This window comes from Spongiactinospora sp. 9N601 (assembly GCF_044326295.1).
Taxonomy (GTDB): domain Bacteria; phylum Actinomycetota; class Actinomycetes; order Streptosporangiales; family Streptosporangiaceae; genus Spongiactinospora; species Spongiactinospora gelatinilytica.
Genome location: NZ_JBIRBB010000017.1, coordinates 58,527 through 79,635, shown reverse-complemented (window position 1 = coordinate 79,635; position 21,109 = coordinate 58,527). Strand labels below are relative to the sequence as shown.

The window sequence follows — 21,109 nt, the reverse complement described above, 5'->3', positions numbered from 1 at the left end:
GCCCACGTCCGCCGCCCGCGCCGTCATCGGTCGCCCCCGTCCGCCGACAGGCCGGTGCAGGAGCGCAGCCCCCGCCACTCCGCGACCGCCTGCTTGCGCGCGGCCCCGGTGAGCGGCACCGGGACGCCGCCGTTGATGCGGGCGGGCGTCCACTGGTCCTTGAGGACCTTCCGGCCCTGGATGGTCAGGGTGAGCACGCCGGTCTTGCCGGTCTCCGGGCCGGAGTTGTAGAAGACGAAGTTGCCCATCCCGTAGTTGACGTAGGCGCCCTTGAGGTAGCCGCCGCCCAGCAGGATGTGCGCGTGCCCGCCGACGATCACGTCCGCGCCGGCCGCGACGAGGCGCGGGGCCAGTGAGCGCTGCGCCGGGTTCGGGCACTTTTGCAGCTCGGTGCCCCAGTGCAGGTGGACGATCACGGTGTCGGAGTTCTTCCTGGCCGCGCGGACCGCCTGGATCAGCCGGTCCTCGTTCTTGGCGGAGGCCAGGCCGCCCTGCTCGGACGTCGCCGTCCAGGACTGGATGAACTCCGCGTCCAGCACCTGGGTGGCCCCGATGATCGCCACCCGGTTGCCGTTGACCGTCGTCCGGTACGGCTTGTACGCCTGGGCGTCGTCCTTGCCGACCCCGACGATCGGGAAGCGGGACTTCCTGATCGCCGCCAGCGAGTCGCGCAGGCCGCTTTGCATGTAGTCCATGCCGTGGTTGTTGGCCATCGACGCCACGTCCACCCCGGCCGCCTTGAGCGCGGTGAACGCCGTGGGCGGCGCGCGGAAGGTGTACTGCTTGCCGGGCGCGGGCGTGCCCGCGGTGGTGATCGCGGTCTCCAGGTTGACCATCGCCAGGTCGGCCTTCTTCAGCACCGAGGCGATCGGGCCGAGCGCGGTCCGCGGGTTCGCGTCGAGCCGCGCCCGCAGTACGCCCTCGAAGTGGACGTCGCCGCCGAACGAGATGGTGTACGGCCGGCGCTCCGGCTTCGGCTTCGTCGTCTTCGCCGGAGGGCTCGGCTCCGCGGAATTCTCCGCCGCGCGCTTCTCCGGCTCTTTCTCGCCCGCCGAACACGCCACCGTCAGCAGCGCCGCCGCCGCGGTGACCGCGACGAGGGCGCGGGCGCGCCGGAGGGCCGGGGGAAGGGGGAACCTCTTCATGACTAACCGAGCATGCCACCTCTAGCCGACATGCGGCACCAATCACTGCATAAGCCCTGGTCCCGGACATGACGCCACCTGCTCGCGACCGCTTACTTGGAAGACTCAAAGACTTGAATCATTCTGGTTTACAACGTAGGGTCGTGGCATGGGTGATGCCGACCGGCTACGCGACGCCGGGCTGCGGGTGACCGCGGCGCGACTCGCGATCATGCAGACCGTGCGCGATGGCGACCACCTCGACGTGGACGCCATCCATCAGCGGGTCCACGAGCGCGTCGGGCGGGTCTCCCTTCAAGCCGTCTACGACTCGTTGGCCGCGCTGCACGGCGCCGGGCTGGTTCGCAAGATCGAGCCGATGGGCAGCCCGGCCCGCTACGAGGGGCGGGTGGGCGACAACCACCACCACCTCGTCTGCCGGCGTTGCGGGGCGATGACCGACGTCGACTGCGTGGCCGGGCAGGCACCCTGCCTGGACCCCGTGGACGCCGCCGGCTACCTGGTCGACGAGGCGGACATTACGTTCTGGGGCATTTGCCCCAGATGTCGAGGTAATTAGCGGAGTTCCAAGGCGGTAGCCGTACTCCGTAAGCAACGATCCGGAGGACCGCTTCAATGAGCAACCGGCCGACTTCCACCACGGACGCGGGCATCCCCGCCCCGAGCGACGAATTCTCGCTCTCCGTCGGGCCGAACGGCCCCTTGCTGCTGCAGGACCACTACCTGATCCAGAAGATGGCCCACTTCAACCGGGAGCGGGTCCCCGAGCGCGTCGTCCACGCCAAGGGCGGCGGCGCCTACGGCGTCATGCGGATCACCGAGGACGTGAGCCAGTACACCAAGGCCGACCTGTTCCAGAAGGGCAAGGAGACCGAGCTCTTCCTGCGCTTCTCCACCGTGGCGGGAGAGCTGGGCAGCGCCGACACCGCCCGCGACCCGCGCGGTTTCGCCATCAAGTTCTATACCGAGCACGGCAACTACGACATCGTCGGCAACAACACGCCGATCTTCTTCATCCGCGACCCGCAGAAGTTCTCCGACTTCATCCACAGCCAGAAACGGCGCGCGGACAACCACCTGCACGACAACAACATGCAGTGGGACTTCTGGACCCTCTCCCCCGAGTCGGCCCACCAGGTCAGCTTCCTGATGACCGACCGGGGCACCCCGAAGACCTGGCGCAACATGCACGGCTTCGGGTCGCACACCTTCCTGTGGTACAACGCGGCGGGCGAGAAGTTCTGGGTGAAGTACCACTTCAAGACCGAGCAGGGCATCGAGAACCTCACCGACGCCGAGGCCAAGGCCATCGCCGCCACCGACCCCGACCACCACATCCGCGACCTGCACACTGCGATCGCCCGTGGTGACCACCCGTCGTGGACGGTCAACGTGCAGATCATGCCGTTCGAGGCGGCGGCCGACTACCGGTTCAACCCGTTCGACCTGACCAAGGTGTGGCCGCACGTCGACTACCCGGAGATCACGATCGGCCGGTTCACCCTGAACCGCAACCCGGTGAACTACTTCGCCGAGGTCGAGCAGTCCGGTTTCGAGCCCTCCAACCTCGTGCCCGGTGTCGGGGCCTCCCCGGACAAGATGCTCCAGGGCCGGCTGTTCTCCTACCCCGACACCCACCGCTACCGCATCGGCGCCAACTACCAGCAGCTTCCGGTCAACGCGCCGAAGGTGCCGGTGCACAGCTACAACCGTGACGGCTCGATGCGCTTCGCCAACGGCGGCGACCCGGTGTACGCGCCCAACTCCCTGAACGGCCCGGTCGCCGACCCGTCGCTGTACGCGGGCGAGGACTACCACCTGACCGGCGACATCGTCCGCAGCGCGTACTGCAGGCACGCGGAGGACGACGACTACGTCCAGCCGCGCGCCCTGTGGGAGAACGTGCTGTCCGAGACCGACCGCGCGCACATGGTAGGCAACATCGTCGCCCACGCCTCCGCCCCGGAGGTGACCACCGACACCAAGAAGCGGGTCGTCGAGTACTGGGCCAACGTCCACAAGAACCTCGGCGAGAGCGTCGCCAAGGGCCTCGGCGTGGCCTGACCCGCCCCTGACCGCGAAGAAGGACCCCCGGCACGCCGGGGGTCCTTCCCTGTTTTTCAGATCAGTTTCATACAGATAGCTGACTTACAGGTCGAACTCGCCGTCCCTGACACCTCCCACGAAGGCGTCCCACTCGGTGGGTGTGAAGACGAGCACGGGACCTGATCGGTTCTTGCTGTCGCGCACACCGACATGCCCGCCCGCAAGCTGGGCGACCTCGACGCAGGCCCCGCTGGCCGCGCTCCGGGCACTCTTCTTCCAGACAGCGCCGGAAAGGTCTACCGGGTACATTTTTATTCGGCCTTCTTATCTGACATGCCGGAAGATCACTTCCAGCGATCGATAATCTTCTCCATGAGTTCCCGTGACGCATCCGGGCCAAGGGCCTCTGAGCGCAGGTGGTCGAACGCGAGTTCGTAACCGTAGACCTGCACCGGCTCTTCGACCCACCGGGCGCTGTGCAACAGCTCCAAGTAGACGACGTCCTGGAACTCCGGGAATTTCAGGTGGATGAACGAGCTGGTATTGACAGGATGCAGGGCGTCCTGAGGGAGCACCTGCACGCGAACGTGCGGCAGTTGGCTGACCTCGATCAGCTTTTCGATCTGCTCACGCATCACCGTCGCCCCACCGAACCGGCGCAACAGCGCCGACTCGTCGAGCACGACCCAGGTGGTCAGCGGCTCCGGCTTGCTGATCAGCCGCTGCCGGGCGAGGCGCGCCTCGACCCTGGCACGGAGATCGGCGGGCGGCAGCCTGATGATCGCCTGGGTGGCGCGGATGACCTCGCGAGCGTACTCCTCGGTCTGGAAGAGACCCGGAACGATCTGGGGTTCCCAGCTTCGCTCGAAGGCCGCCTCTTCTTCCAGCCCCAGCAGTGTCGTGTACTCCTGGGGCAGGGCGTCCTGGTAGTCCTCCCACCAGCCCTTTCTCGACGCGTCCCGCAGCAGGTCGAGCAGCTCGCGCTGCTTGGCCTCCCCGGCCTCGTACAACGCGGTGAGGGCCTGCACGTCGGCCCGCTTCGGCATGGTCTTGGCGGTCTCGATCCTGCTGACCTTCGAGGCCGACCAGCCGAGCTCGTCGGCGACGTGGTCACCGGTGAAACCGGCCCGCTCGCGCAACCGGCGAAGCTCCTGACCGAGCCTGCGCCGACGGACGGTTGGACTGGCTCGTTCTGGCACCGCCCGGCCCCCCTTTTGACGCCGTACGTGGTGTAACGCTGGGTCTATCGCCACAGAACAACGGGACCGGCGGCTGACCGGCGTCCCGCAGGGCTCTATCGTACATGCAACTTGCACAGAATGGTGCATTTGATCTTTCGGGGATTGTGTCGAAGTTCCCCCCGATAAGGGTTGCAAGTCCGGCTCCGCGGGTAGACCGCCATGACATCGTATGCTGTGCGCATCAGACGGGGGTGCGCACCACATTCCCGCGCAGCCACGCCCGTTTCACGGGCCGCCCGCGCGGACCGCACGGCTTCCCCCCGACCGCTGCGCCCGGCAGTGTGCCTGCAAGTTGCACGACACATGCACCGCATGAAGCACCGAACTTGAGAAGTTTGCTGCTTTTTACCTTGCGGCGGGACTTGCGTGATAGTAGGCCCGGAGAGACCATCTCTTTAAGGGGGTAATCTCCCGCTCGCACTCCGCAACGCGGTCCTGGACCGCGCCACGGACGGCGCTCGGGAGTGTCAGCAGATCAACCCTGCACGACCCGCGTTCACATGACGCGCCCGCAGCGGCGCAAAGGAAAACCGGGTCGGCGGCCACCGACCCGGTAAGTCCACAAGAGCCTCCGCATCGAGTCCAAGCGAAGGAAGCCTCCTATGTACTCTCACGGTACCAAGGGAACCGCTCGAATCAAATCTTGGGTTCAGGACCTCATCCGCCGGGCCGACCGCGAACTCTGCATGGAAGAAGACGAGTTCGCGCACCGCATCGGGTGGACGGTGACCACGACCGGCTTCGGCTCGCGGCGCTACCGCGACCCGAGGTTCGACCGGCTCAAGGCGGACCGCCTGCACGCCCTCGCGGCGCGTGACGGCCGGGAAGAGCGGGAGGTGCCGGGAAATGTCGCGGCGTAACCCGAGGAACAACCCCTACCCCGCGCGCGGCGAGGTGCCGGCGGCCGGCCGTACGCCGTCGCTGGTGCGGGCCTGGCGCTGGCGCACCGAGTTCGCGCTGCTCATCACGGCGGTGGCGGTCCTCGCGCTCACCGTGAGCGCCACCGTCAACGGCAGTTGGTGGGCCGCGGCGGCGATGACCGGAGCGGTGTCGGTCCCGGCCGCCACGCGCTTCGGCCGCGGCTGGGTCAGCGCGCACTTCTGGTGCCTGTTCTCCCGGCACCGCATCCAGCGGGTCTGCCTGGAGACCCCGATGCACACCACCTCCGGGCGGATCCCCCTGGTGCTGTGGATCGCTCCCACCGCCGAAGGCGAGCGGGCGTTCATCGTCACCAGGGCGGGCATCTGCGCGGAGGACTTCGAGGCATTCTCCGGCGAGCTGGAGGCGGCCTGCCTGGCCCGCCAGGTGCTGGTGTGGCGGCACCGCCGCCGGGCCGCCCTGGTCGCGGTCGAGATCGTCCGCAGGGACGGCCGCGCCCCCGCCGGCACTCCGGCCGCCGCCGGCCTCGACGGCGGGCACTGGGTGCGCGTCCCCTCCTCCCGGGACACCGGGCCGGGCCTCGCCTCTCCGCGGGAGATCGAAGAGCCTCCTGATCCGCGGAGGACACTGCTCATCCCCCAGACCGGCTGAGCCCAGATCGGCCGGTAGGGCGACCGCGGCCCCGGAGGACCACCCTCCGGGGCCGCCAGGGCCCTCACGGGCCCGCAAATTCATACCATAACAATGCAATGCTATGTATTCTGGTGCCGTGGCCAGGATGAAAGATCCCTCGATCCGCACGTTGATCATCGAGCGGGCCGCCCACATGCTCCGCACGCGCGAGCCCATCACCCTGCGCTCACTGGTGTCGCAGACCTGCGTGTCCACGATGGCCGTCTACACCTACTTCGGCGGCATGGACGGCGTGTGGAAGGCCCTGCGGCAGGAGGGCTTCACCCGGCTGACGGACAGGTTCGCGCTGGTGCGGGAGTCCGCGGACCCGGTACACGACCTGACCGCCCTGGTCGCCGCCTACATCGGCAACGCCGTCGACCACCCCGACCTGTACCGGATCATGTTCGACGAGACCCTGGAACTCGAAGACCACCAGGCCGCCGACGCCGCCCTTGCGCACCTGGTCCAGGCCGCCCGGCGGGGCAGGGACACCGGCCGCTTCCGCGCCGACGCCGACCCTCGGCGGCTGGCGACCCAGAGCTGGGTCATCGGTCACGGGCTGGTCTCCCTGGTCACCGGCGGCTGCCTGCCCCGCCGGACGCTCGGCGACGGCGCCGCCATGCTGACCGCACTGTTCATCGGCGCAGGTGACGACCCCGACGGATGCCGGGCCTCGGTCGAAGAGGGCTGGAAGCAGTTGTCCATACCCCGCGAAGGGGTCACCGGCGGTTCGAGGTGACCCAAGGTGACCGGGGATGCAACGTATGACGTCGGGGCGGCGAACTCCCCCACCTGTTGATCAACGTCCGACTAGGCTGGGCATGTGAGCGACGCGCGGCTGCATGCACAGATCGACTTCCTCATCGAGATCGACAAGCTGAAGCGGGTCATCCGCCGCAATACGCTGATGGACGGTTCGCGGCGGGAGAACGACGCCGAGCACTCCTGGTACCTCGGCATGCTGGCGATGACCCTCGCCGAACACGCCCCTGCGGGCACCGACCTCAACCGCGTGGTGGCGATGCTGCTGGTCCACGACATCGTGGAGATCGACGCGGGTGACACCTTCATCTACGACGACGACATGCTCGCCACCCAGGCCGAACGGGAGCGCGCCGCCGCCGACCGGATCTTCGGGCTGCTCCCGGCCGAGCAGGCCAAGACGATGCGCGCGCTGTGGGACGAGTTCGAGGAGCGGCGTACCCCGGAGGCGCGGTTCGCCAAGGCCCTCGACCGCATCGCGCCGCTGATCGCCAACCACCGCACCGACGGCGGCACCTGGCAGTTGTACAAGGTGACCGCCGTGCAGGTGATGCGTAACGTGAAGATCATCGAGGAGGGCTCCCCCGGCCTGGCCGCGTACGCCGCCCGGCTCGTGGAGCAGTCGGTCCGCCAGGGGCATCTGGCGGCCTCCTAGCGACGCCACCGGCCGGGCGTCCGCTGGACCGGTGTTCGGCCCTCGTGGTACGGGTAGATGACCCACCACGGAAAGGGGGCAAACGTGGAGGAGACCATCCAAAAGGGCACTCGATCCCGGAGGGGAATGCTCCCGAAGCTCGACCTGACCAACCGGCTGGAACGCACGACGGCGATGGACCGCACGATCCGGGCGCTGGCCAAGGCCGTGCGGAGCAGGCTCCGGCCGGGTGGGCTGCGCGACCTGCTGCACGGGGTGCCGACCGGCACGCCCGCCCACCCGCCGCTCGCCACCGCCAGCCTGGGCTGCTGGGTGGCCACCGCCGTACTGGACGCGACCGGCGCCGACCCCCGCGCCGCGCGTACGGTGCTGGCCACCGGCCTGGCCGGCGCGGCCCCCGCGGCGGCGGCCGGCATCACCGACTGGTCGGTGCTGCACATCGAGCAGCAACGGGTGGGCTTCGTCCACGCGATCGCCAACCTCAGCGCGTTCACCCTGTACGCGGGCTCGCTGGCGCTGCGCCTGGCCGGCCGGGAACGCGGCGGCAGGCTGCTCGGCTACGCCGGGCTGGGCGCGGCGAGCCTGGGCGGGATGCTCGGCGGGCACATGGCCTACCGCCAGGCGGCCGGGGCCAACCACGCCGAGCAGGTCACCCACCTGGTCCCGCTGGGCTGGCACAACCTCTGCGAGCTGAAGGACCTGCCCGACGGCCGCCCGGTCTCCCGCAGGCTCGGCTACATCGACCTGTTCGTGCTGCGCAGCGGCGAGACGGTGACCATCCTGGCCGACCACTGCAGCCACCTGGCGGGCCCGCTCCACCAGGGCCGCCTGGCCAGCGAGGGCGGCGTGACCTGCGTGGTGTGCCCGTGGCACGGCAGCACCTTCCGGCTGTCGGACGGCAAGGTCGTGCACGGCCCGGCGACCGCGCCGCAGCCGGTGTTCCAGACCCGGGTACGCCGGGACGGCATCATCCAGGTCAGGCCCGCGCAACACGCCTAGCCACGTGCGATGATTACATTGTTGCCATGGCAAACCCGGCGATCATCACCGTTGACGACGATCCCGCCGTCTCCAGGGCGGTGGCCCGAGACGTGCGCCGCCGTTACGGCGACCGCTACCGCGTCGTACGCGCCGACTCCGGCCCGGCCGCGATGGAGGCGCTCCGCGAGATCAAGCTGAGGGGCGAGCAGGTCGCGGTCATGCTCGCCGACTACCGGATGCCGCAGATGAACGGCATCCAGTTCCTCGAAACCGCCATGGACCTGTTCCCCACCGCGCGGCGCGTCCTGCTGACGGCCTACGCCGACACCGACGCCGCGATCGACGCCATCAACATCGTCGATGTCGACCACTACCTCCTCAAGCCGTGGAACCCACCGGAGGAGAAGCTCTACCCGGTGATGGACGGCCTGCTCGACGCGTGGCTGTCCACGCCCGCGTCCGCGGAGGGCGACGTGCGCGTGGTGGGCCACCGGTGGTCCGCGCCGTCGTACAAGGTGCGCGACTTCCTGGCCCGCAACCTGGTGCCCTACCGCTGGGTGCTGGCCGACGAGCCGGAGGGCGAGCGGCTGCTGTCGGCCGCCGGGCTCGGCCCCGACGCCGTCCCGGTGGTCATCACGCCCGATGGCAGGTCGCTGGCCACGCCCGCGGTGGGCGAGCTGGCCGCGCACATCGGGCTGAGCACCACCCCGGCGTCCGACTTCTACGACCTGGTCGTGGTGGGCGCGGGCCCGGCGGGGCTCGGCGCGGCGGTGTACGGGGCGTCGGAGGGCCTGCGCACGGTGCTCATCGAGCAGCGCGCCACCGGCGGCCAGGCCGGGCAGAGCAGCCGGATCGAAAACTACCTGGGCTTCCCCGACGGCGTCTCCGGCGCGCAGCTCACCGAGCGGGCCAGGCGGCAGGCGTTGAAGTTCGGCGCGGAGCTGATCACCACCTGCGAGGCGATCGGGCTTGCGGGCGGCGGTTCCGCCTCCCGGGTGCTGCGCGTCTCCGACGACAGCGTGATCGCCGCGCACACCGTCGTGCTGGCCACCGGGGTGTCCTACCGCAAACTCAGCGCCCCCGGGCTCGCCGAGCTGACCGGGCGCGGCGTCTTCTACGGCTCGGCCGCCACCGAGGCCCCCAACTGCGCGGGCAGCGAGGTCTACATCGTGGGCGGGGCCAACTCCGCGGGCCAGGCGGCGGTCTACTTCTCCCGGTACGCCCGCCGCGTCCACATGCTCATCCGCGGGGCCGACCTGCGGCAGTCGATGTCGCAGTACCTGGTCGAGCAGATCGAGGCGATCGACACCATCGAGGTCCATCCGTGTACCGAGGTCATCTCCGGTGAGGGCGAGGACCACCTGGAACGCCTGGTGCTGGCCGACGCCTCGACCGGCGAGAAGCGCACGGTCCGCACGTCCTGGCTGTTCGTGTTCATCGGGGCCGAGCCGCGCACCGACTGGCTCTCCGGCGTGGTGCAGCGCGACGAGCGCGGGTTCGTGCTGACCGGGGCCGACCTGCTCGCCGACGGCCGGCGTCCGGTCGGCTGGACGCTCCCGCGCGACCCCTACCACCTGGAGAGCAGCATGCCCGGCGTGTTCGCCGCGGGCGACGTACGGGCGACGTCGGTCAAGCGGGTGGCCTCCGCGGTCGGTGAGGGCGCGATGGCGGTGTCCCTCGTCCACAGGTACCTGGAGGCGCAATGACCGCGACCGACCGGCTCACCCCCGCCGAGCTGCGCACGCTGTTCCTGTTCGAGGCGCTGGACGACGCCCAGCTCGCCCGTTTCGCCGAGCACGGGCGCGTCGAGCGGCGCCCGGCGGGCAGCCCCGTCTACCTTGAGGGCGACCCCGCCACCTGCTTCTACGTGCTGCTGCACGGCACCGTCTCGATGCGCCGCCGCATCCGCGGCGACGACGTCGAGGTCAGCCGTACCGACCAGCGCGGCGTGTACGGCGGGGCCGTGCAGAGCTACATCGGCGACAAGATCGACCAGGTCTACTCCAACAGCCTGCACGCGATCACCGACTGCGAGCTGTTCACCCTGCCCGCCGGCGTCTTCGGACCCGCCGTGCGCGAGTGGTTCCCGATGGCGATGCACCTGCTCGAAGGGCTGTTCTTCGGGATGCGCGCCAGCCAGACGATCGTCGGCGAGCGGGAGCGGCTGCTCGCCCTCGGCTCGCTGTCGGCCGGGCTCACCCACGAGCTGAACAACCCCGCGGCGGCGGCCGTGCGGGCCACCTCGTCGCTGCGCGACCGGGTCGCCAAGATGCGGCACAAGCTGGCCCTGATCGCGGACGGCCGGCTGGACGGCAGCCGGCTGCACGAACTGGTGGAGTTGCAGGAGGCCGCGGTCAAGCGCGCCGCCACCGCGCCGCAGATGACCGCGATGGAGACCGCCGACGCCGAGGACACGCTGGCCGACTGGCTAGACGAGCGCGACATCACCGGCTCGTGGGACATCGCCCCGACGCTCGTCGCCGGGGGCATCGACACGGCGTGGCTTTCGAAGGTGTCGGCCGCGGTCGGCGATGAGGGCCTGGCCTCGGCGATCGCCTGGATCACCTACACGATCGACACCGAGATGCTGATGGGTGAGATCGACGACGCGGTCACCCGGATCTCCGGGCTGGTCGCGGCGGCCAAGCAGTACTCCCAACTGGACCGCTCGCCCTACCAGACCACCGACGTCCACGAGCTGCTCGACGCCACGCTCGCCATGATGCAGGCCAAGATCGGGCCTGGGGTGCGCACGGTGCGGGAGTACGACCGCACGGTGCCGTCCGTGCCGGGCTATCCGGCCGAGCTGAACCAGGTGTGGACCAACCTGATCGACAACGCCCTGGCCGCGATGGACGGCGAGGGCACGCTCACGCTGCGCACCTCGCGCGACGGCGACATGCTGGCGGTGGAGGTGGCCGACACCGGCGTGGGCATCCCGGAGCAGATCCGGCCGCGGATCTTCGAGCCGTTCTTCACCACCAAGGGGGTCGGCGAGGGCACCGGCCTGGGGCTGGACATCTCCTACCGGATCGTGGTCAACAAGCACCACGGCGACATCCGGGTGCGTTCGGTGCCGGGCGACACGCGGTTCACCGTACTCCTGCCGCTGGCCCCCGACGCTAGTCCATGATCAGGTTGACGATCGCGACGATTCCGACCACCACGATGACGCCGCGCAGCAGGACAGGGGGCAGCCGGCGGCCGAGCCGCGCGCCCAGGTAGCCGCCGACCATCGAGCCGAGCGCCACCATCGCCACCGCCCACCAGTCCAGCGGCGCGACGAACACGAAGAGCACCGCGGCGGCGGAGTTGACCAGCAGGGCCAGCACGACCTTGGCGGCGTTGATCTTCTGCAGGCTCTCGTCCAGGAAGATGCCGAGCAGGCCGATGAGCACGATGCCCTGGGCCGCGCCGAAGTAGCCGCCGTACATGCCCGCGCCCAGCACGCCCAGCCACAGCAACGGCCCGCCGTGCGCGTGCCGGTCGCGCCGGCGGCCGGCCAGCCACTTGCCGAGGTACGGCTGGACCAGCACGAGCACCAGCGACAGGCCGATCAGCACCGGGACGATGATCTTGAAAGCCGACTCCGGCAGGTTGAGCAGCAACAGCCCGCCCGCCACCGACCCGATGACCGACGCGACGCCCAGCCGTACCAGGCGTCCGCGCTGCCCCCCCAGCTCCTCCCGGTAGCCGAGCACGCCGGTGACCCCGCCGGGGACGAGCCCGACGTTGTTGGAGACGTTGGCGACGATCGGCGGGTAGCCGAAGGCGAGCAGGGTCGGGAACGTGATCAGCGATCCGGACCCCACGACCGAGTTGATGCCACCAGCCGCGACCCCGGCCGCGAACACCGCGACCGCCTCCCACGGTGTCAAAACGTACCCCTCACCCTGAAACCGCCCCGATGCCCGATGCTAGAGGGCGGCCTGTCCCCGGCCGGTCAGGGGGTCCCGTCGGCGGCGGGCTTGCGCGTCGTACGGGGCCGCCTGCGCGGCTCGGGCTCCTCCTCCCGCTCCGGGCCGAGCAGGCCGCCGATGCCCTCAAGGAGGCGGCCGATCTCGGAGGGCACGATCCACACCGTGTTGGAGTCGCCCTTGGCGATCTCGGGGAGCGTCTGGAGGTACTGGTAGGCGAGCAGGGCGCGGTCCGGTTTGCCGTCGTGGACGGCCTTGAAGACCATGGCGATGGCCTCCGCCTGGCCCTTGGCCCGCATGGAGTGGGCCTCGGCCTCGGCCTGCGCCCGCAGCACGACGGCCTCGGCCTCGCCGCGGGCGCGCAGCACGGCGGCCTGGTTCTCGCCCTCGGCGGTCAGGATCGCGGCCCGCTTGTGGGCCTCCGCCGCCGCCACGGACGACTGGGAGTCACGGTCGGCGCGCATCCGGCGTTCCATCGACTCCTGGATCGAGGCGGGCGGGTCGATCGACTTCAGCTCGATCCGGTTGACCTTGACGCCCCAGCGGGCGGCCGTTTCGGAGAGCGCGCCGCGCAGCTCCGCGCCGATCCGCTCGCGCGAGCCGAGCGCGTCGTCCAGGCTCATCCCGCCGATCATGTTGCGCAGGGTGACCACGGTGAGCTGTTCGACCGCGGACAGCACCCCGGACACCTCGTAGGTCGCCGCCTTGGGGTCGGTGACCTGGTAGTAGACGACGGTGTCGACCGACACCACGAGGTGGTCGGCGGTGCTCACCGGCTGCGGCGGGAAGGCCACCACCTGCTCGCGCAGGTCCACCAGGTTCCTGATCCGGTCGATGAACGGGACGACCAGGCTCAGGCCGGGCTCCAGTGTGCGGTGGTAGCGGCCCAGGCGTTCGACGACGCCCGCGGTCGACTGCGGGATGATCCTGACGGTGCGGGCCAGCGCGAACCCGGCGAAGGCCACCACGACCACCAGGGCGATCAGCATCTCCACGTACATCGCGGCCCTTCCGTTGAGCAACCGTGCGAGGGAAGCTGGCCGAAATGGTATGTGGTCTTCGCTTTACTATCCCGTCAGGCGCGCGAATCGACCTGAGAAGGTGGGGTACGCAGTGGTTCGCCCCGTCTAGTACTGGGGGCGGGCCCTCGCGTACCACCGGCCGTCCGGGGCGCGCTCCAGGCCCAGCGGCACCCCGAAGGTCTTGGACAGGTTGTCCGCGTTCAGGACCACCTCGATGGGCCCCTGGGCCATCACCGAGCCGTGCCGGATCAGCAGCGCGTGGGTGAACCCGGCGGGCACCTCCTCCACATGGTGGGTGACCAGCACCATGGTGGGGGCCTTGGGGTCGTGGGCCAGCCCGGACAGGCGGCGGACCAGGTCTTCCCTGGCGCTGATGTCGAGCCCGGCGGCGGGCTCGTCGAGCAGCAGCAGCTCGGGGTCGGGCATCAGCGCGCGGGCGATCTGGGTGCGCTTGCGCTCGCCCTCCGACAGCGTGTTGAACCTCCGCCTGATCAGGTGCGCGCAGCCGAGCTGGTCGATCAGCTCCACGGCCCGGGTGACGTCGTGCGAGTCGTACTCCTCGCTCCAGCGGCCCAGCACCGCGTACGACGCGGTCAGCACCAGGTCGATGACCTTCTCCTGGGGCGGGATGCGCTCGGTCAACGCGGAACTGGCCATGCCGATCCGGGTGCGCAGCTCCTGGAGGTCGGTACGGCCGACCAGCTCGCCCAAGATCTCCACGGTGCCCTCGGTCGGGAACAGTATCGCCCCGGCCACCTGCAACAACGTGGTCTTGCCCGCGCCGTTGGGACCGATCACGACCCAGCGCTCGTCTTCACCGACGGTCCAGTCGATGCCCCGCAGCAGGGCGGCGCCGTCCCTGCGGACGGCGACATCCCGAAGGTGCAGCACCTGACCGCCCATCCCCGATCACTCCCTCACGTGTCGCTCGCCTAAAACCTATTGCAGTGGCACCGCTTATCGTGGATCGGGTGCACCTGGATTCATCGCACCGGGACTCACCCGCGTCGGCCGCGCTCGTCTGCTGGGGGAACGCCTGGCTCGCCGGCCACATCGGCCTGGACGAGGCGGTCGACCACATCGAGCGTACGGCCGGGCCCGGCATCGTCGCCCGCCCACCCTCCGATGATCTCCCTTCGTATGGCGGCGCCCGCGACGCGCCGCTCCGCGGCTACCTCGCCGACCTGCGGCTTTCCGGCCTCACCGCGCTGCGGCTGGCGCTTCCGGTGGCCGGCGACCCGCTCGGGCTCACCGGACCGCCCGCCTTCAACTCCGCCGCGATCGAGGCGGGGCAGGCCGCCATCGCCGTACTGGCCGGCCGGTGCGTCGGCCTGATCCCGGAGGCGGACCTGCGCGGCTCGTCCTACCGAGGGGTCCGCTGGACGGCCGCCGAGGCCGCCGCCGCCGTACCGGACCTGCCGTCCCTGGCCGAGGCCGAACGTGAGCTGAACACCGCGATGCTCTCGGCCACCGAGACGCTGATGAACGTCGAGGGCCCCCGCCAGGCCCACCCCGGGACGGCGCTGTCCGGGTCCGGCGCGGACGAGACGCTCGCGCCCGGCTATCCGGGCCGCGCCCACCGGGTGGCGGCGCTGTCGGCGCGGCTGACCCACGCGCTGCGCCTGGCCGACGACCGCGGCCTCACCTCCGGCCAGGTCACCGCCAGGGGCAGTGTGCTGCGCGACCTGGACCGCGCGGTACGCCGTGCCTGGGTGGCCGCCCACCATGCGATCCTCGAATCCCGCGCCCAATGACCGGTGATGACCCGTCGGCTAGTTGAGCGCCCCGAAACGCCAGATGCCGAGTCCGTCGGCGCCCCGGCCGGTGGAGACCAGCATCAGCCTGCCCTCCCCGTCCACGTACGGCACGACGGACGCGGCCCCGCTCGGGTGCGCGTCCTCGATCTTGCCGCGCAGCTTGCCGGTGAGCAGGTCCCAGGCCCGCAGCACGCCGTCACCGCTCGCCGCCACCAGGGTCTTGCGGTCGCCCAGCTCGGTGAACGCCAGGCTCTCGATCGAACCCTTGGGCCCGGAGATCGGCTTCCTGACGGCCTTGCGGCTGGCGGCGTCCCAGATTCTCACGGCCTTCTCGCCGCCGGCCGCCGACGCGATCACCGCGCGCCCGCCGATCATGCCGGTGGCGAGGGCCCGGACCGCCTTGGTGTGCTCGTGGTAGGCCCTGCCGTACGGCTTGCGCCGCGCCGGGTCCCACAGCCGGACGGTCTCATCGCCCGCCCCCGAGGCGAGGTAGGGCTTGCCGGAGCGGAACGTCCCGGCGGCGAGCCAGGTGACGGGCTTCTTGTGGCCGTGCAGCGGCTTGCCGGCCATGCGCCGGCCGGCGAGGTCGTAGAGGCGGATGCGCTTGTCGTTCGTGGCGACCGCCACCAGGGAGCGCCCGCGCGACTTGAGCACGGCGAGCGCGGAGATCCGCCCGCCGCGCGCCTTGATGGCCTTTCCGACCGCGCGGCGGGCGGCGAGGTCCCAGACCTTCACCGTGCCGTCCCGGCCGGCTGAGACGGCCACAGGGCGCTTGCCGAGCCGTGCCGTGACGACCGCCTCGACGCCGCCGCGGTGCCGGGCCCCGGCGAACCTCCCGCCGATCGCCTCGCCGCTCTCCAGCTCCCACAGCCGCAGCCGGCCGTCCGAGCCGCCGGTCACCACGACCGCGTCGCCGCGTACCGACGTCACGGCGGTGGCACGGACCTCGCTGCCGGTCTTCACCGACCTGATGCGGTAGCCGTAGCCGAGCCATCCGGTCGTGGTGACCGTCGCGGGCGAGGCCGCGACGGGGCCGCGCGGGGACGGCTCGGGAGACGGTGCTTCGGGGGTGCGTGGCGCCTCGCCGGCCCGCTGCACGATGCCCACGGTGGGCAGGGCCTCCGGCTTCCCGCCGGGTCCGCCGGACACCAGCCAGACGGGCACCCCCACGATCGCCGCGATCCCGGCCGCCAGGCCGACGGTCACCCGCTTCCAGCGGCCTTTCCGGCGGGGGGCCTGCCGTGGCGGCTCGGGCTCTGGCACCTCGGGCGCTTCAGGTGCTTCAGGTGCTTCGGGTGCTTCGGGTGCTTCTGCGACCGGCTCTTGGGCCTCGGGCTCTGGTTCCGGTTCGGGCTCCGGCTCTGGTTCAGGCTCGGGTTCCGGTTCAGGGACCGGCTCTGGCTCTGGTTCGGGTTCAGGTTCGGGCGGGGCCGCGGCGAGGACTTCGACGATCTCCGGGAACGCGGGCCGCTCGCCCGGCGACTTGGCCAGGCAGCGGGCCAGCAGGTCGCGCAGGTCGGCGGGGACGCCGTCCAGGTCGGGCGGCGCGGTGAGGACGCGGTCCATCACCGCCGCCACCGAGTCGTCGACCATGTCGTCCGCCAGCGGATCGGCCAGGGCCCGGGGCATGGCGAAGAACGGATTGCGCCCCGTGGCCGCGAACGCGACGGTCGCCGCCCAGGCGAACACGTCGGAGGCCGGCCCGGGCGTCTCCCCCGTGATCTGCTCCGGCGAGAGGTACTCCGGCGTGCCGATGGTCGCGCTGAACACCGTCGCCCCCGCCTCCAGCGCCTCGGCGATCCCCGCGTCCAGCAGCCAGGGGCCGTCCACGCCGAGCATGATGTTGCCCGGCTTGACGTCGCGGTGGACCACTCCCGAGGCGTGCAGCGCGGCCAGCGCGCGGGCGGTGTCCCTGGCGAACGGCCACAGCCGCTCCGCCGAGACGTTCGTGGACAGCGGGAAGCCGTCGGCGAGCGCGCTCACCACGTACGGCCGGCCGTCGTGGATGCCCGCGTCGAGCACGGTGACGGTGTTGGGGCGGGTGACGCCGCGCAGGCCCTCCATGACGGCCAGGAACCGCCTGCGGCCCTCCTCGGTCAGCCGGAAACGCGGATGGAGGAGCTTGACGACCACAGGAACGCCCTCGGCGTCCACCGCCGAGTGGATCACACCCTGGCGTCCCTCGCCGAGGCGGCCGGTGAGGCGGAGACCGCCGAGGCTGTCGGGCGCGGCCGGGTCGGGGTCACCCGCCTCGGTGGATCGGGCGAGCGGCATGCACACCTCCTCCGGCGAATGCCGGAATCATGGGCACTCACGGGGTACGCGAAGACCCGACCGTATGTGTCGACGGGTCCACACAATACGCCGGTCGAGATGCCCCGAAGGTCGTGTCGAGGCAGCCTTTCCCCGATCGAAACGATCTCAGCCCATACCGTGGCGTACGGCATAGAGCGCGGCCTGGGTCCGGTCCTGCACGCCGAGCTTCATCAGCACGTTCGACACATGCGTCTTGACGGTCTTCTCGGCGACGGACAGTTCCCTGGCGATCTCCCGGTTGGAACGTCCGGCGGCGATCAGCCCGAGCACCTCGCGCTCGCGTTCGGTGAGCGGGCTGGGATTCTCCGTGGCCGGGGCTCCCCCGCCGCCGTCCAGGACGGCCCGCGCCGCCTCGGGCGCGAGCAGTACCTGACCGGCGGCCACCGCGCGGATGGCCTGCACCAGCGAACCCGGATCGACGTCCTTGTAGAGGAACCCGGCCGCGCCCGCCCGCATCGCCGGGGCCACGTCGGCGCGGTCGCTCACCGAGGTGAGCACCAGCACCCGGACCGCGAGCCCGCGCTCGGCCAGCAGTTCCAGCGCTCCGAGCCCGTCGAGGACCGGCATCCGCAGGTCGAGCAGCAGCACATCGGGCGCCCGTACGGCGACGATCTCCACCGCCTCGGCCCCGTCGCCCGCCTCGCCGACCACCTCGATGTCGTCCTGGAGGCCGAGGAAGGTGCACAACCCCTGACGGACCACCGGATGGTCATCGGCGATCACCACGCGTATCACGGCTGGACCTCCATGCGGACCGTCGTTCCAGAACCCGGCCGCGACCGCACCACGACCGAGCCGCCGACCTCCCGCGCCCGCTCGTGCATCGTGGTCAGGCCGAGTCCTTGGTCGCGTCCGGGCGAGGCCGAGGCGTCGAAGCCGCCGCCGTCGTCGCTCACGTCGAGCTCCAGCGCGCCGCAGCGCTCGATCAGACGTACGGTGACCGACCCGGCCTTCGCGTGCCGCAGCGCGTTGTGCAGCGCCTCCTGGGCCACTCTCAGCACGGCCACCTCGACCGCCGGATCGGATGCGAGGCCGCCGTGGTCGTCGCACGGCACGACGACCGACTCGAAGGAGACCTCGGGGGCGTGCAGGCGGTCCAGCATCGCCACGTGCTTGCGCAGGGTCTCGGCCAGCCCGTGCCGGCCCAGCTCGGCCGGGCGCAGCTCGACGATCACCGCGCGCAGCTCGGCCAGGGCCTCCCCGGCCAGGCGCTGCACCTGGTCCAACTGCCCGGCCGCGCGCCCCGGGTCGGTGCCCATCAGCGCCTGCGCGGCCTGCGCGCTCAGCCGCAGCGAGAACAGCTTCTGGGTGACCGCGTCGTGCAGTTCGCGAGCCACCCGGGTGCGCTCTTCGACCATGGCCAGTTCGCGGCTTCGCTCGTACAGCCGCGCGTTGGTCAGCGCGATGGCCGCGTGCGCCGCGAACAGCGTCAGCAGTTCCTCGTCGGCCTCGGTGAAACCGCCCGGCGTGCGCTTGTTGGACAGGAAGATGATGCCCAGCACCTCGTCACCGTCGCGGATCGGCACGCCGATGAAGTCCTTCAGCACCGGGTGGGCGCGCGGCCACCACTCGTAGCGGGCGTCCTTGCGGATGTCGGCCAGCCGTACCGGGGCGCCCTCGCGCAGCATCGCGCCGAGCATGCCGTGCTGGCGCGGGGTCGGCCCGATCGCCTTCCACTGCTTGTCGGAGATGCCCTCGGCGACGAACTCCGCGAACGCGCCCTGCTCGTCCGGCACGCCCAGGGCCGCGTACCGGGCGTCCAGCAGCCGCTGCGCCGAGCGCACGATGACCTGAAGCACCTCGCGCACCGACAGGTGGCGGGTGACCGCGAGCACCGCCGAACTGACGGCGTGCAGAATCTCCTCAGGTTCGTCTTGCACAGCTTCACACTAGGTCGTACCCCCGGTACGAGTGCCACAGGTACGTTGGTCCTACGCCCATCTGCCCAGGCCACCGAGGTCCGCGGCCCGATGTACGCCGGCCGCCGCCTGCCTAGCGTCGGCCCTATGACGAAGAACGCGCTCATCACCGGCGCCTCCCGGGGCCTTGGACTGGCCCTCACCCGGGCCCTCGTCGAGGAGGGCTGGCGCCTTGTCATCACCGCGCGCGGCGTGGCCGCCCTGGACCAGGTCACCGCCGAGCTGGGGTCCGCCCAGGTCACCGCGCTGGCCGGGGACGTCGCCGACGCCGGGCACCGCAAGCTGCTCGCCGCCGCCGCGCACGCCCTCGGCGGGCTGGACCTGCTGGTCAACAACGCGAGCGGACTCGGCACCATCCCGCTGCCGCCGCTGGCCGACTATCCGATCGACGACCTGACCGGGCTGTTCGCCACGAACGTCATCGCGCCGCTCGCACTGACCCAGGCCGTACTGCCCGGCCTGCGCGAGCGGCGGGGCGCGGTCGTGAACATCTCCTCCGACGCGGCCATCGAAGCCTACGAGGGGTGGGGCGGGTACGGCGCGACCAAGGCGGCGCTCGACCAGCTCTCCAACGTGCTGGCGGCCGAGGAGCCCGACGTGGCCGTCTGGTGGCTGGACCCGGGCGAGATGAACACCGCGATGCTCGCCGGCGCGGTGGGCCCGGAGGAGGCGAGCGGCGCGCCCGATCCGGAGTCCGTGGTGCCGACGATCCTGCGGCTGGTCCGTGAACGTCCGGGCAGTGGAAGGCTGGCCCACCGATGACCGTCCAGGCGTCCGCGTTCGACTTCGACCTGCCGGCCGTACGCGAGGCGCACGAGCCGCCCGAGGCGCGCGGGCTGACCAGGGACGGCGTGCGGCTGATGGTGTCGTGGCGGGACACCGGGCAGATCGCCCACCGCAGGTTCGCCGACCTGCCCGACCTGCTCGAACCCGGCGACCTGCTGGTGGTCAACGACTCCGCGACGCTGCCCGCCGCGGTACGCCTGGACAAGCTGGCCGTCCACTTCTCCACCGAACGGGAGGACGGCTCCTGGCTGGTCGAGCTGCGCCACCGGACGCAGGCCGGCGGCACCAAGCCGTACGGCGGGGGCGCGCCCGGCGAGTGGCTCCCCCTGCCCGGCCAGGCGACCCTGCGGCTGATCGAACGCGAGACGCCCCGGCTCTGGCGGGCCCGCCTGGACCGCGACGTGCGGGCCTACCTCGGGGAGCACGGCGTGCCGATCCGCTACTCCTACATCGCGCGGGACTGGCCGCTCGCCGACTACCAGACGGTGTTCGCGAGGGTGCCGGGCAGCGCGGAGATGCCGAGCGCGGCCCGGCCGTTCAGCCAGCGGCTGGTCACCTCGCTCGTGGTGCGCGGCATCGGCATCGCGCCGGTGACCCTGCACACGGGTGTCGCCTCGCCGGAGCGGGACGAGCCGCCCTACCAGGAGTGGTTCTCGGTGCCCGCCGCTACCGCGCGGCAGGTGAACCTGGCGCGCGCCTCGGGGGCGCGGGTCATCGCGGTCGGCACGACCGTCGTACGCGCCCTGGAGTCCGCCGCGGGCGACGACGGCCAGGTACGGGCCGCCGCGGGGTGGACCGCCCGCGTGGTGACCCCGGAGATCGGGGTCCGTGCGGTGGACGGGCTGGTGACGGGCCTGCACGAACCGCGCTCCAGCCACCTGATGATGCTCGCCGCGATCGGCGGCGGCGAACTCATCGCCCGCGGTTACGAAGAGGCGCTGGCGCAGGAGTATCTGTGGCATGAGTTCGGGGACACGCATCTGATCCTCACGCGGTGAAAGGCACACT

The 21,109-nt window shown here is 71.1% G+C and carries 21 protein-coding genes; 12 read left to right on the top strand and 9 right to left on the bottom strand.

Translation table 11 applies throughout. The features are described 5' to 3' along the window. Positions 1 to 23: 23 nt before the first annotated feature. Positions 24 to 1,145: a CapA family protein gene (locus ACH34R_RS33755; protein WP_397565611.1), complete on the bottom strand. Its 1,122-nt coding sequence runs from the start codon at positions 1,143 to 1,145 to the stop codon at positions 24 to 26. Positions 1,146 to 1,293: 148 nt separating this feature from the next. On the opposite strand from ACH34R_RS33755, the gene ACH34R_RS33750 reads away from it, so the two are divergent. Together ACH34R_RS33750 and ACH34R_RS33745 are read left to right on the top strand one after the other, a co-directional pair. Beyond that, positions 1,294 to 1,704, top strand: coding sequence for a Fur family transcriptional regulator (locus ACH34R_RS33750; protein ID WP_397565610.1), 411 nt, complete (start codon positions 1,294 to 1,296; stop codon positions 1,702 to 1,704). A gap of 56 nt (positions 1,705 to 1,760) precedes the next feature. After that, positions 1,761 to 3,209 (top strand): catalase, encoded by a 1,449-nt coding sequence (locus ACH34R_RS33745; protein WP_397565609.1) that lies wholly within the window; start codon positions 1,761 to 1,763, stop codon positions 3,207 to 3,209. Between the two features lie 84 nt (positions 3,210 to 3,293). Here the strand turns inward: ACH34R_RS33745 and ACH34R_RS33740 are convergent, their stop codons facing one another. Both ACH34R_RS33740 and ACH34R_RS33735 read right to left on the bottom strand, forming a co-directional pair. Continuing rightward, positions 3,294 to 3,500, bottom strand: a complete 207-nt coding sequence (locus tag ACH34R_RS33740; protein WP_111167627.1) for a DUF397 domain-containing protein — start codon at positions 3,498 to 3,500, stop codon at positions 3,294 to 3,296. Between the two features lie 35 nt (positions 3,501 to 3,535). Beyond that, positions 3,536 to 4,390 carry a helix-turn-helix domain-containing protein gene (locus tag ACH34R_RS33735; protein WP_397565608.1) on the bottom strand — a complete coding sequence of 285 codons (855 nt, stop codon included), beginning with the start codon at positions 4,388 to 4,390 and terminating at the stop codon, positions 3,536 to 3,538. Between the two features lie 728 nt (positions 4,391 to 5,118). Between ACH34R_RS33735 and ACH34R_RS33730 the strand changes: the two genes are divergently transcribed. The 7 genes from ACH34R_RS33730 to ACH34R_RS33700 all read left to right on the top strand — a co-directional run bounded on the left by ACH34R_RS33730 (position 5,119) and on the right by ACH34R_RS33700 (position 11,517). After that, positions 5,119 to 5,292 carry a hypothetical protein gene (locus ACH34R_RS33730; RefSeq protein ID WP_397565607.1) on the top strand — a complete coding sequence of 58 codons (174 nt, stop codon included), beginning with the start codon at positions 5,119 to 5,121 and terminating at the stop codon, positions 5,290 to 5,292. Continuing rightward, positions 5,279 to 5,962, top strand: a complete 684-nt coding sequence (locus tag ACH34R_RS33725) for a hypothetical protein (protein WP_397565606.1) — start codon at positions 5,279 to 5,281, stop codon at positions 5,960 to 5,962. Before ACH34R_RS33730 ends, ACH34R_RS33725 begins: the two co-directional genes overlap by 14 nt. Before the next feature lie 127 nt (positions 5,963 to 6,089). Further along, the gene (locus ACH34R_RS33720) at positions 6,090 to 6,725 is read left to right on the top strand and encodes a TetR/AcrR family transcriptional regulator (protein ID WP_397565728.1); all 636 of its coding nucleotides are present in this window, start codon (positions 6,090 to 6,092) and stop codon (positions 6,723 to 6,725) included. Between the two features lie 84 nt (positions 6,726 to 6,809). After that, a complete protein-coding gene (locus ACH34R_RS33715) occupies positions 6,810 to 7,403 on the top strand; it encodes an HD family hydrolase (protein WP_397565605.1) in 594 nt (197 codons plus the stop codon). Positions 7,404 to 7,529: 126 nt separating this feature from the next. After that, complete coding sequence (locus tag ACH34R_RS33710; RefSeq protein WP_397565604.1) at positions 7,530 to 8,402, top strand: Rieske (2Fe-2S) protein; 873 nt, start codon at positions 7,530 to 7,532, stop codon at positions 8,400 to 8,402. 26 nt (positions 8,403 to 8,428) lie between these two features. After that, complete coding sequence (locus ACH34R_RS33705) at positions 8,429 to 10,090, top strand: FAD-dependent oxidoreductase (RefSeq protein ID WP_397565603.1); 1,662 nt, start codon at positions 8,429 to 8,431, stop codon at positions 10,088 to 10,090. After that, positions 10,087 to 11,517, top strand: coding sequence for an ATP-binding protein (locus tag ACH34R_RS33700; RefSeq protein ID WP_397565602.1), 1,431 nt, complete (start codon positions 10,087 to 10,089; stop codon positions 11,515 to 11,517). Before ACH34R_RS33705 ends, ACH34R_RS33700 begins: the two co-directional genes overlap by 4 nt. On the opposite strand, the gene ACH34R_RS33695 is transcribed toward ACH34R_RS33700, so the two are convergent. From ACH34R_RS33695 to ACH34R_RS33685, 3 genes are all read right to left on the bottom strand, one after another. Then, on the bottom strand, positions 11,507 to 12,262 hold the full coding sequence (locus ACH34R_RS33695; protein ID WP_397565601.1) for a sulfite exporter TauE/SafE family protein: 756 nt from the start codon (positions 12,260 to 12,262) through the stop codon (positions 11,507 to 11,509). The genes ACH34R_RS33700 and ACH34R_RS33695 overlap by 11 nt on opposite strands. Positions 12,263 to 12,327: 65 nt before the next feature. After that, positions 12,328 to 13,323 (bottom strand): SPFH domain-containing protein, encoded by a 996-nt coding sequence (locus ACH34R_RS33690; protein WP_397565600.1) that lies wholly within the window; start codon positions 13,321 to 13,323, stop codon positions 12,328 to 12,330. Between the two features lie 105 nt (positions 13,324 to 13,428). Further along, positions 13,429 to 14,226: an ABC transporter ATP-binding protein gene (locus ACH34R_RS33685; protein WP_397565599.1), complete on the bottom strand. Its 798-nt coding sequence runs from the start codon at positions 14,224 to 14,226 to the stop codon at positions 13,429 to 13,431. Between the two features lie 68 nt (positions 14,227 to 14,294). Between ACH34R_RS33685 and ACH34R_RS33680 the strand changes: the two genes are divergently transcribed. Further along, positions 14,295 to 15,077: a hypothetical protein gene (locus ACH34R_RS33680; RefSeq protein WP_397565598.1), complete on the top strand. Its 783-nt coding sequence runs from the start codon at positions 14,295 to 14,297 to the stop codon at positions 15,075 to 15,077. A gap of 18 nt (positions 15,078 to 15,095) precedes the next feature. Here ACH34R_RS33680 and ACH34R_RS33675 read toward each other — a convergent pair whose 3' ends face one another. From ACH34R_RS33675 to ACH34R_RS33665, 3 genes are all read right to left on the bottom strand, one after another. Further along, positions 15,096 to 17,354 carry a WD40 repeat domain-containing serine/threonine protein kinase gene (locus tag ACH34R_RS33675; RefSeq protein WP_397565597.1) on the bottom strand — a complete coding sequence of 753 codons (2,259 nt, stop codon included), beginning with the start codon at positions 17,352 to 17,354 and terminating at the stop codon, positions 15,096 to 15,098. A 147-nt stretch (positions 17,355 to 17,501) separates the two neighbouring features. Beyond that, complete coding sequence (locus tag ACH34R_RS33670; RefSeq protein ID WP_397565596.1) at positions 17,502 to 18,131, bottom strand: response regulator; 630 nt, start codon at positions 18,129 to 18,131, stop codon at positions 17,502 to 17,504. Then, complete coding sequence (locus ACH34R_RS33665) at positions 18,128 to 19,276, bottom strand: GAF domain-containing sensor histidine kinase (RefSeq protein WP_397565595.1); 1,149 nt, start codon at positions 19,274 to 19,276, stop codon at positions 18,128 to 18,130. Before ACH34R_RS33665 ends, ACH34R_RS33670 begins: the two co-directional genes overlap by 4 nt. A 126-nt stretch (positions 19,277 to 19,402) precedes the next feature. Here ACH34R_RS33665 and ACH34R_RS33660 point away from each other — a divergent pair, with 126 nt between their 5' ends. Then, positions 19,403 to 20,077, top strand: a complete 675-nt coding sequence (locus ACH34R_RS33660; RefSeq protein ID WP_397565594.1) for an SDR family NAD(P)-dependent oxidoreductase — start codon at positions 19,403 to 19,405, stop codon at positions 20,075 to 20,077. After that, the gene (locus ACH34R_RS33655; protein ID WP_397565593.1) at positions 20,074 to 21,099 is read left to right on the top strand and encodes an S-adenosylmethionine:tRNA ribosyltransferase-isomerase; all 1,026 of its coding nucleotides are present in this window, start codon (positions 20,074 to 20,076) and stop codon (positions 21,097 to 21,099) included. The genes ACH34R_RS33660 and ACH34R_RS33655 overlap by 4 nt, the downstream gene beginning before the upstream one ends. The last annotated feature ends 10 nt before the right edge of the window (positions 21,100 to 21,109 follow it).

Coding starts and splice junctions, on each gene's coding strand:
- ACH34R_RS33755 (WP_397565611.1), bottom strand. CDS start 1,145: ATGAAGAGGTTCCCCCTTCCCCCGGCCCTCCGGCGCGCCCGCGCCCTC.
- ACH34R_RS33750 (WP_397565610.1), top strand. CDS start 1,294: ATGGGTGATGCCGACCGGCTACGCGACGCCGGGCTGCGGGTGACCGCG.
- ACH34R_RS33745 (WP_397565609.1), top strand. CDS start 1,761: ATGAGCAACCGGCCGACTTCCACCACGGACGCGGGCATCCCCGCCCCG.
- ACH34R_RS33740 (WP_111167627.1), bottom strand. CDS start 3,500: ATGTACCCGGTAGACCTTTCCGGCGCTGTCTGGAAGAAGAGTGCCCGG.
- ACH34R_RS33730 (WP_397565607.1), top strand. CDS start 5,119: ATGGAAGAAGACGAGTTCGCGCACCGCATCGGGTGGACGGTGACCACG.
- ACH34R_RS33725 (WP_397565606.1), top strand. CDS start 5,279: ATGTCGCGGCGTAACCCGAGGAACAACCCCTACCCCGCGCGCGGCGAG.
- ACH34R_RS33720 (WP_397565728.1), top strand. CDS start 6,090: ATGAAAGATCCCTCGATCCGCACGTTGATCATCGAGCGGGCCGCCCAC.
- ACH34R_RS33710 (WP_397565604.1), top strand. CDS start 7,530: ATGCTCCCGAAGCTCGACCTGACCAACCGGCTGGAACGCACGACGGCG.
- ACH34R_RS33705 (WP_397565603.1), top strand. CDS start 8,429: ATGGCAAACCCGGCGATCATCACCGTTGACGACGATCCCGCCGTCTCC.
- ACH34R_RS33700 (WP_397565602.1), top strand. CDS start 10,087: ATGACCGCGACCGACCGGCTCACCCCCGCCGAGCTGCGCACGCTGTTC.
- ACH34R_RS33685 (WP_397565599.1), bottom strand. CDS start 14,226: ATGGGCGGTCAGGTGCTGCACCTTCGGGATGTCGCCGTCCGCAGGGAC.
- ACH34R_RS33675 (WP_397565597.1), bottom strand. CDS start 17,354: ATGCCGCTCGCCCGATCCACCGAGGCGGGTGACCCCGACCCGGCCGCG.
- ACH34R_RS33660 (WP_397565594.1), top strand. CDS start 19,403: ATGACGAAGAACGCGCTCATCACCGGCGCCTCCCGGGGCCTTGGACTG.
- ACH34R_RS33655 (WP_397565593.1), top strand. CDS start 20,074: ATGACCGTCCAGGCGTCCGCGTTCGACTTCGACCTGCCGGCCGTACGC.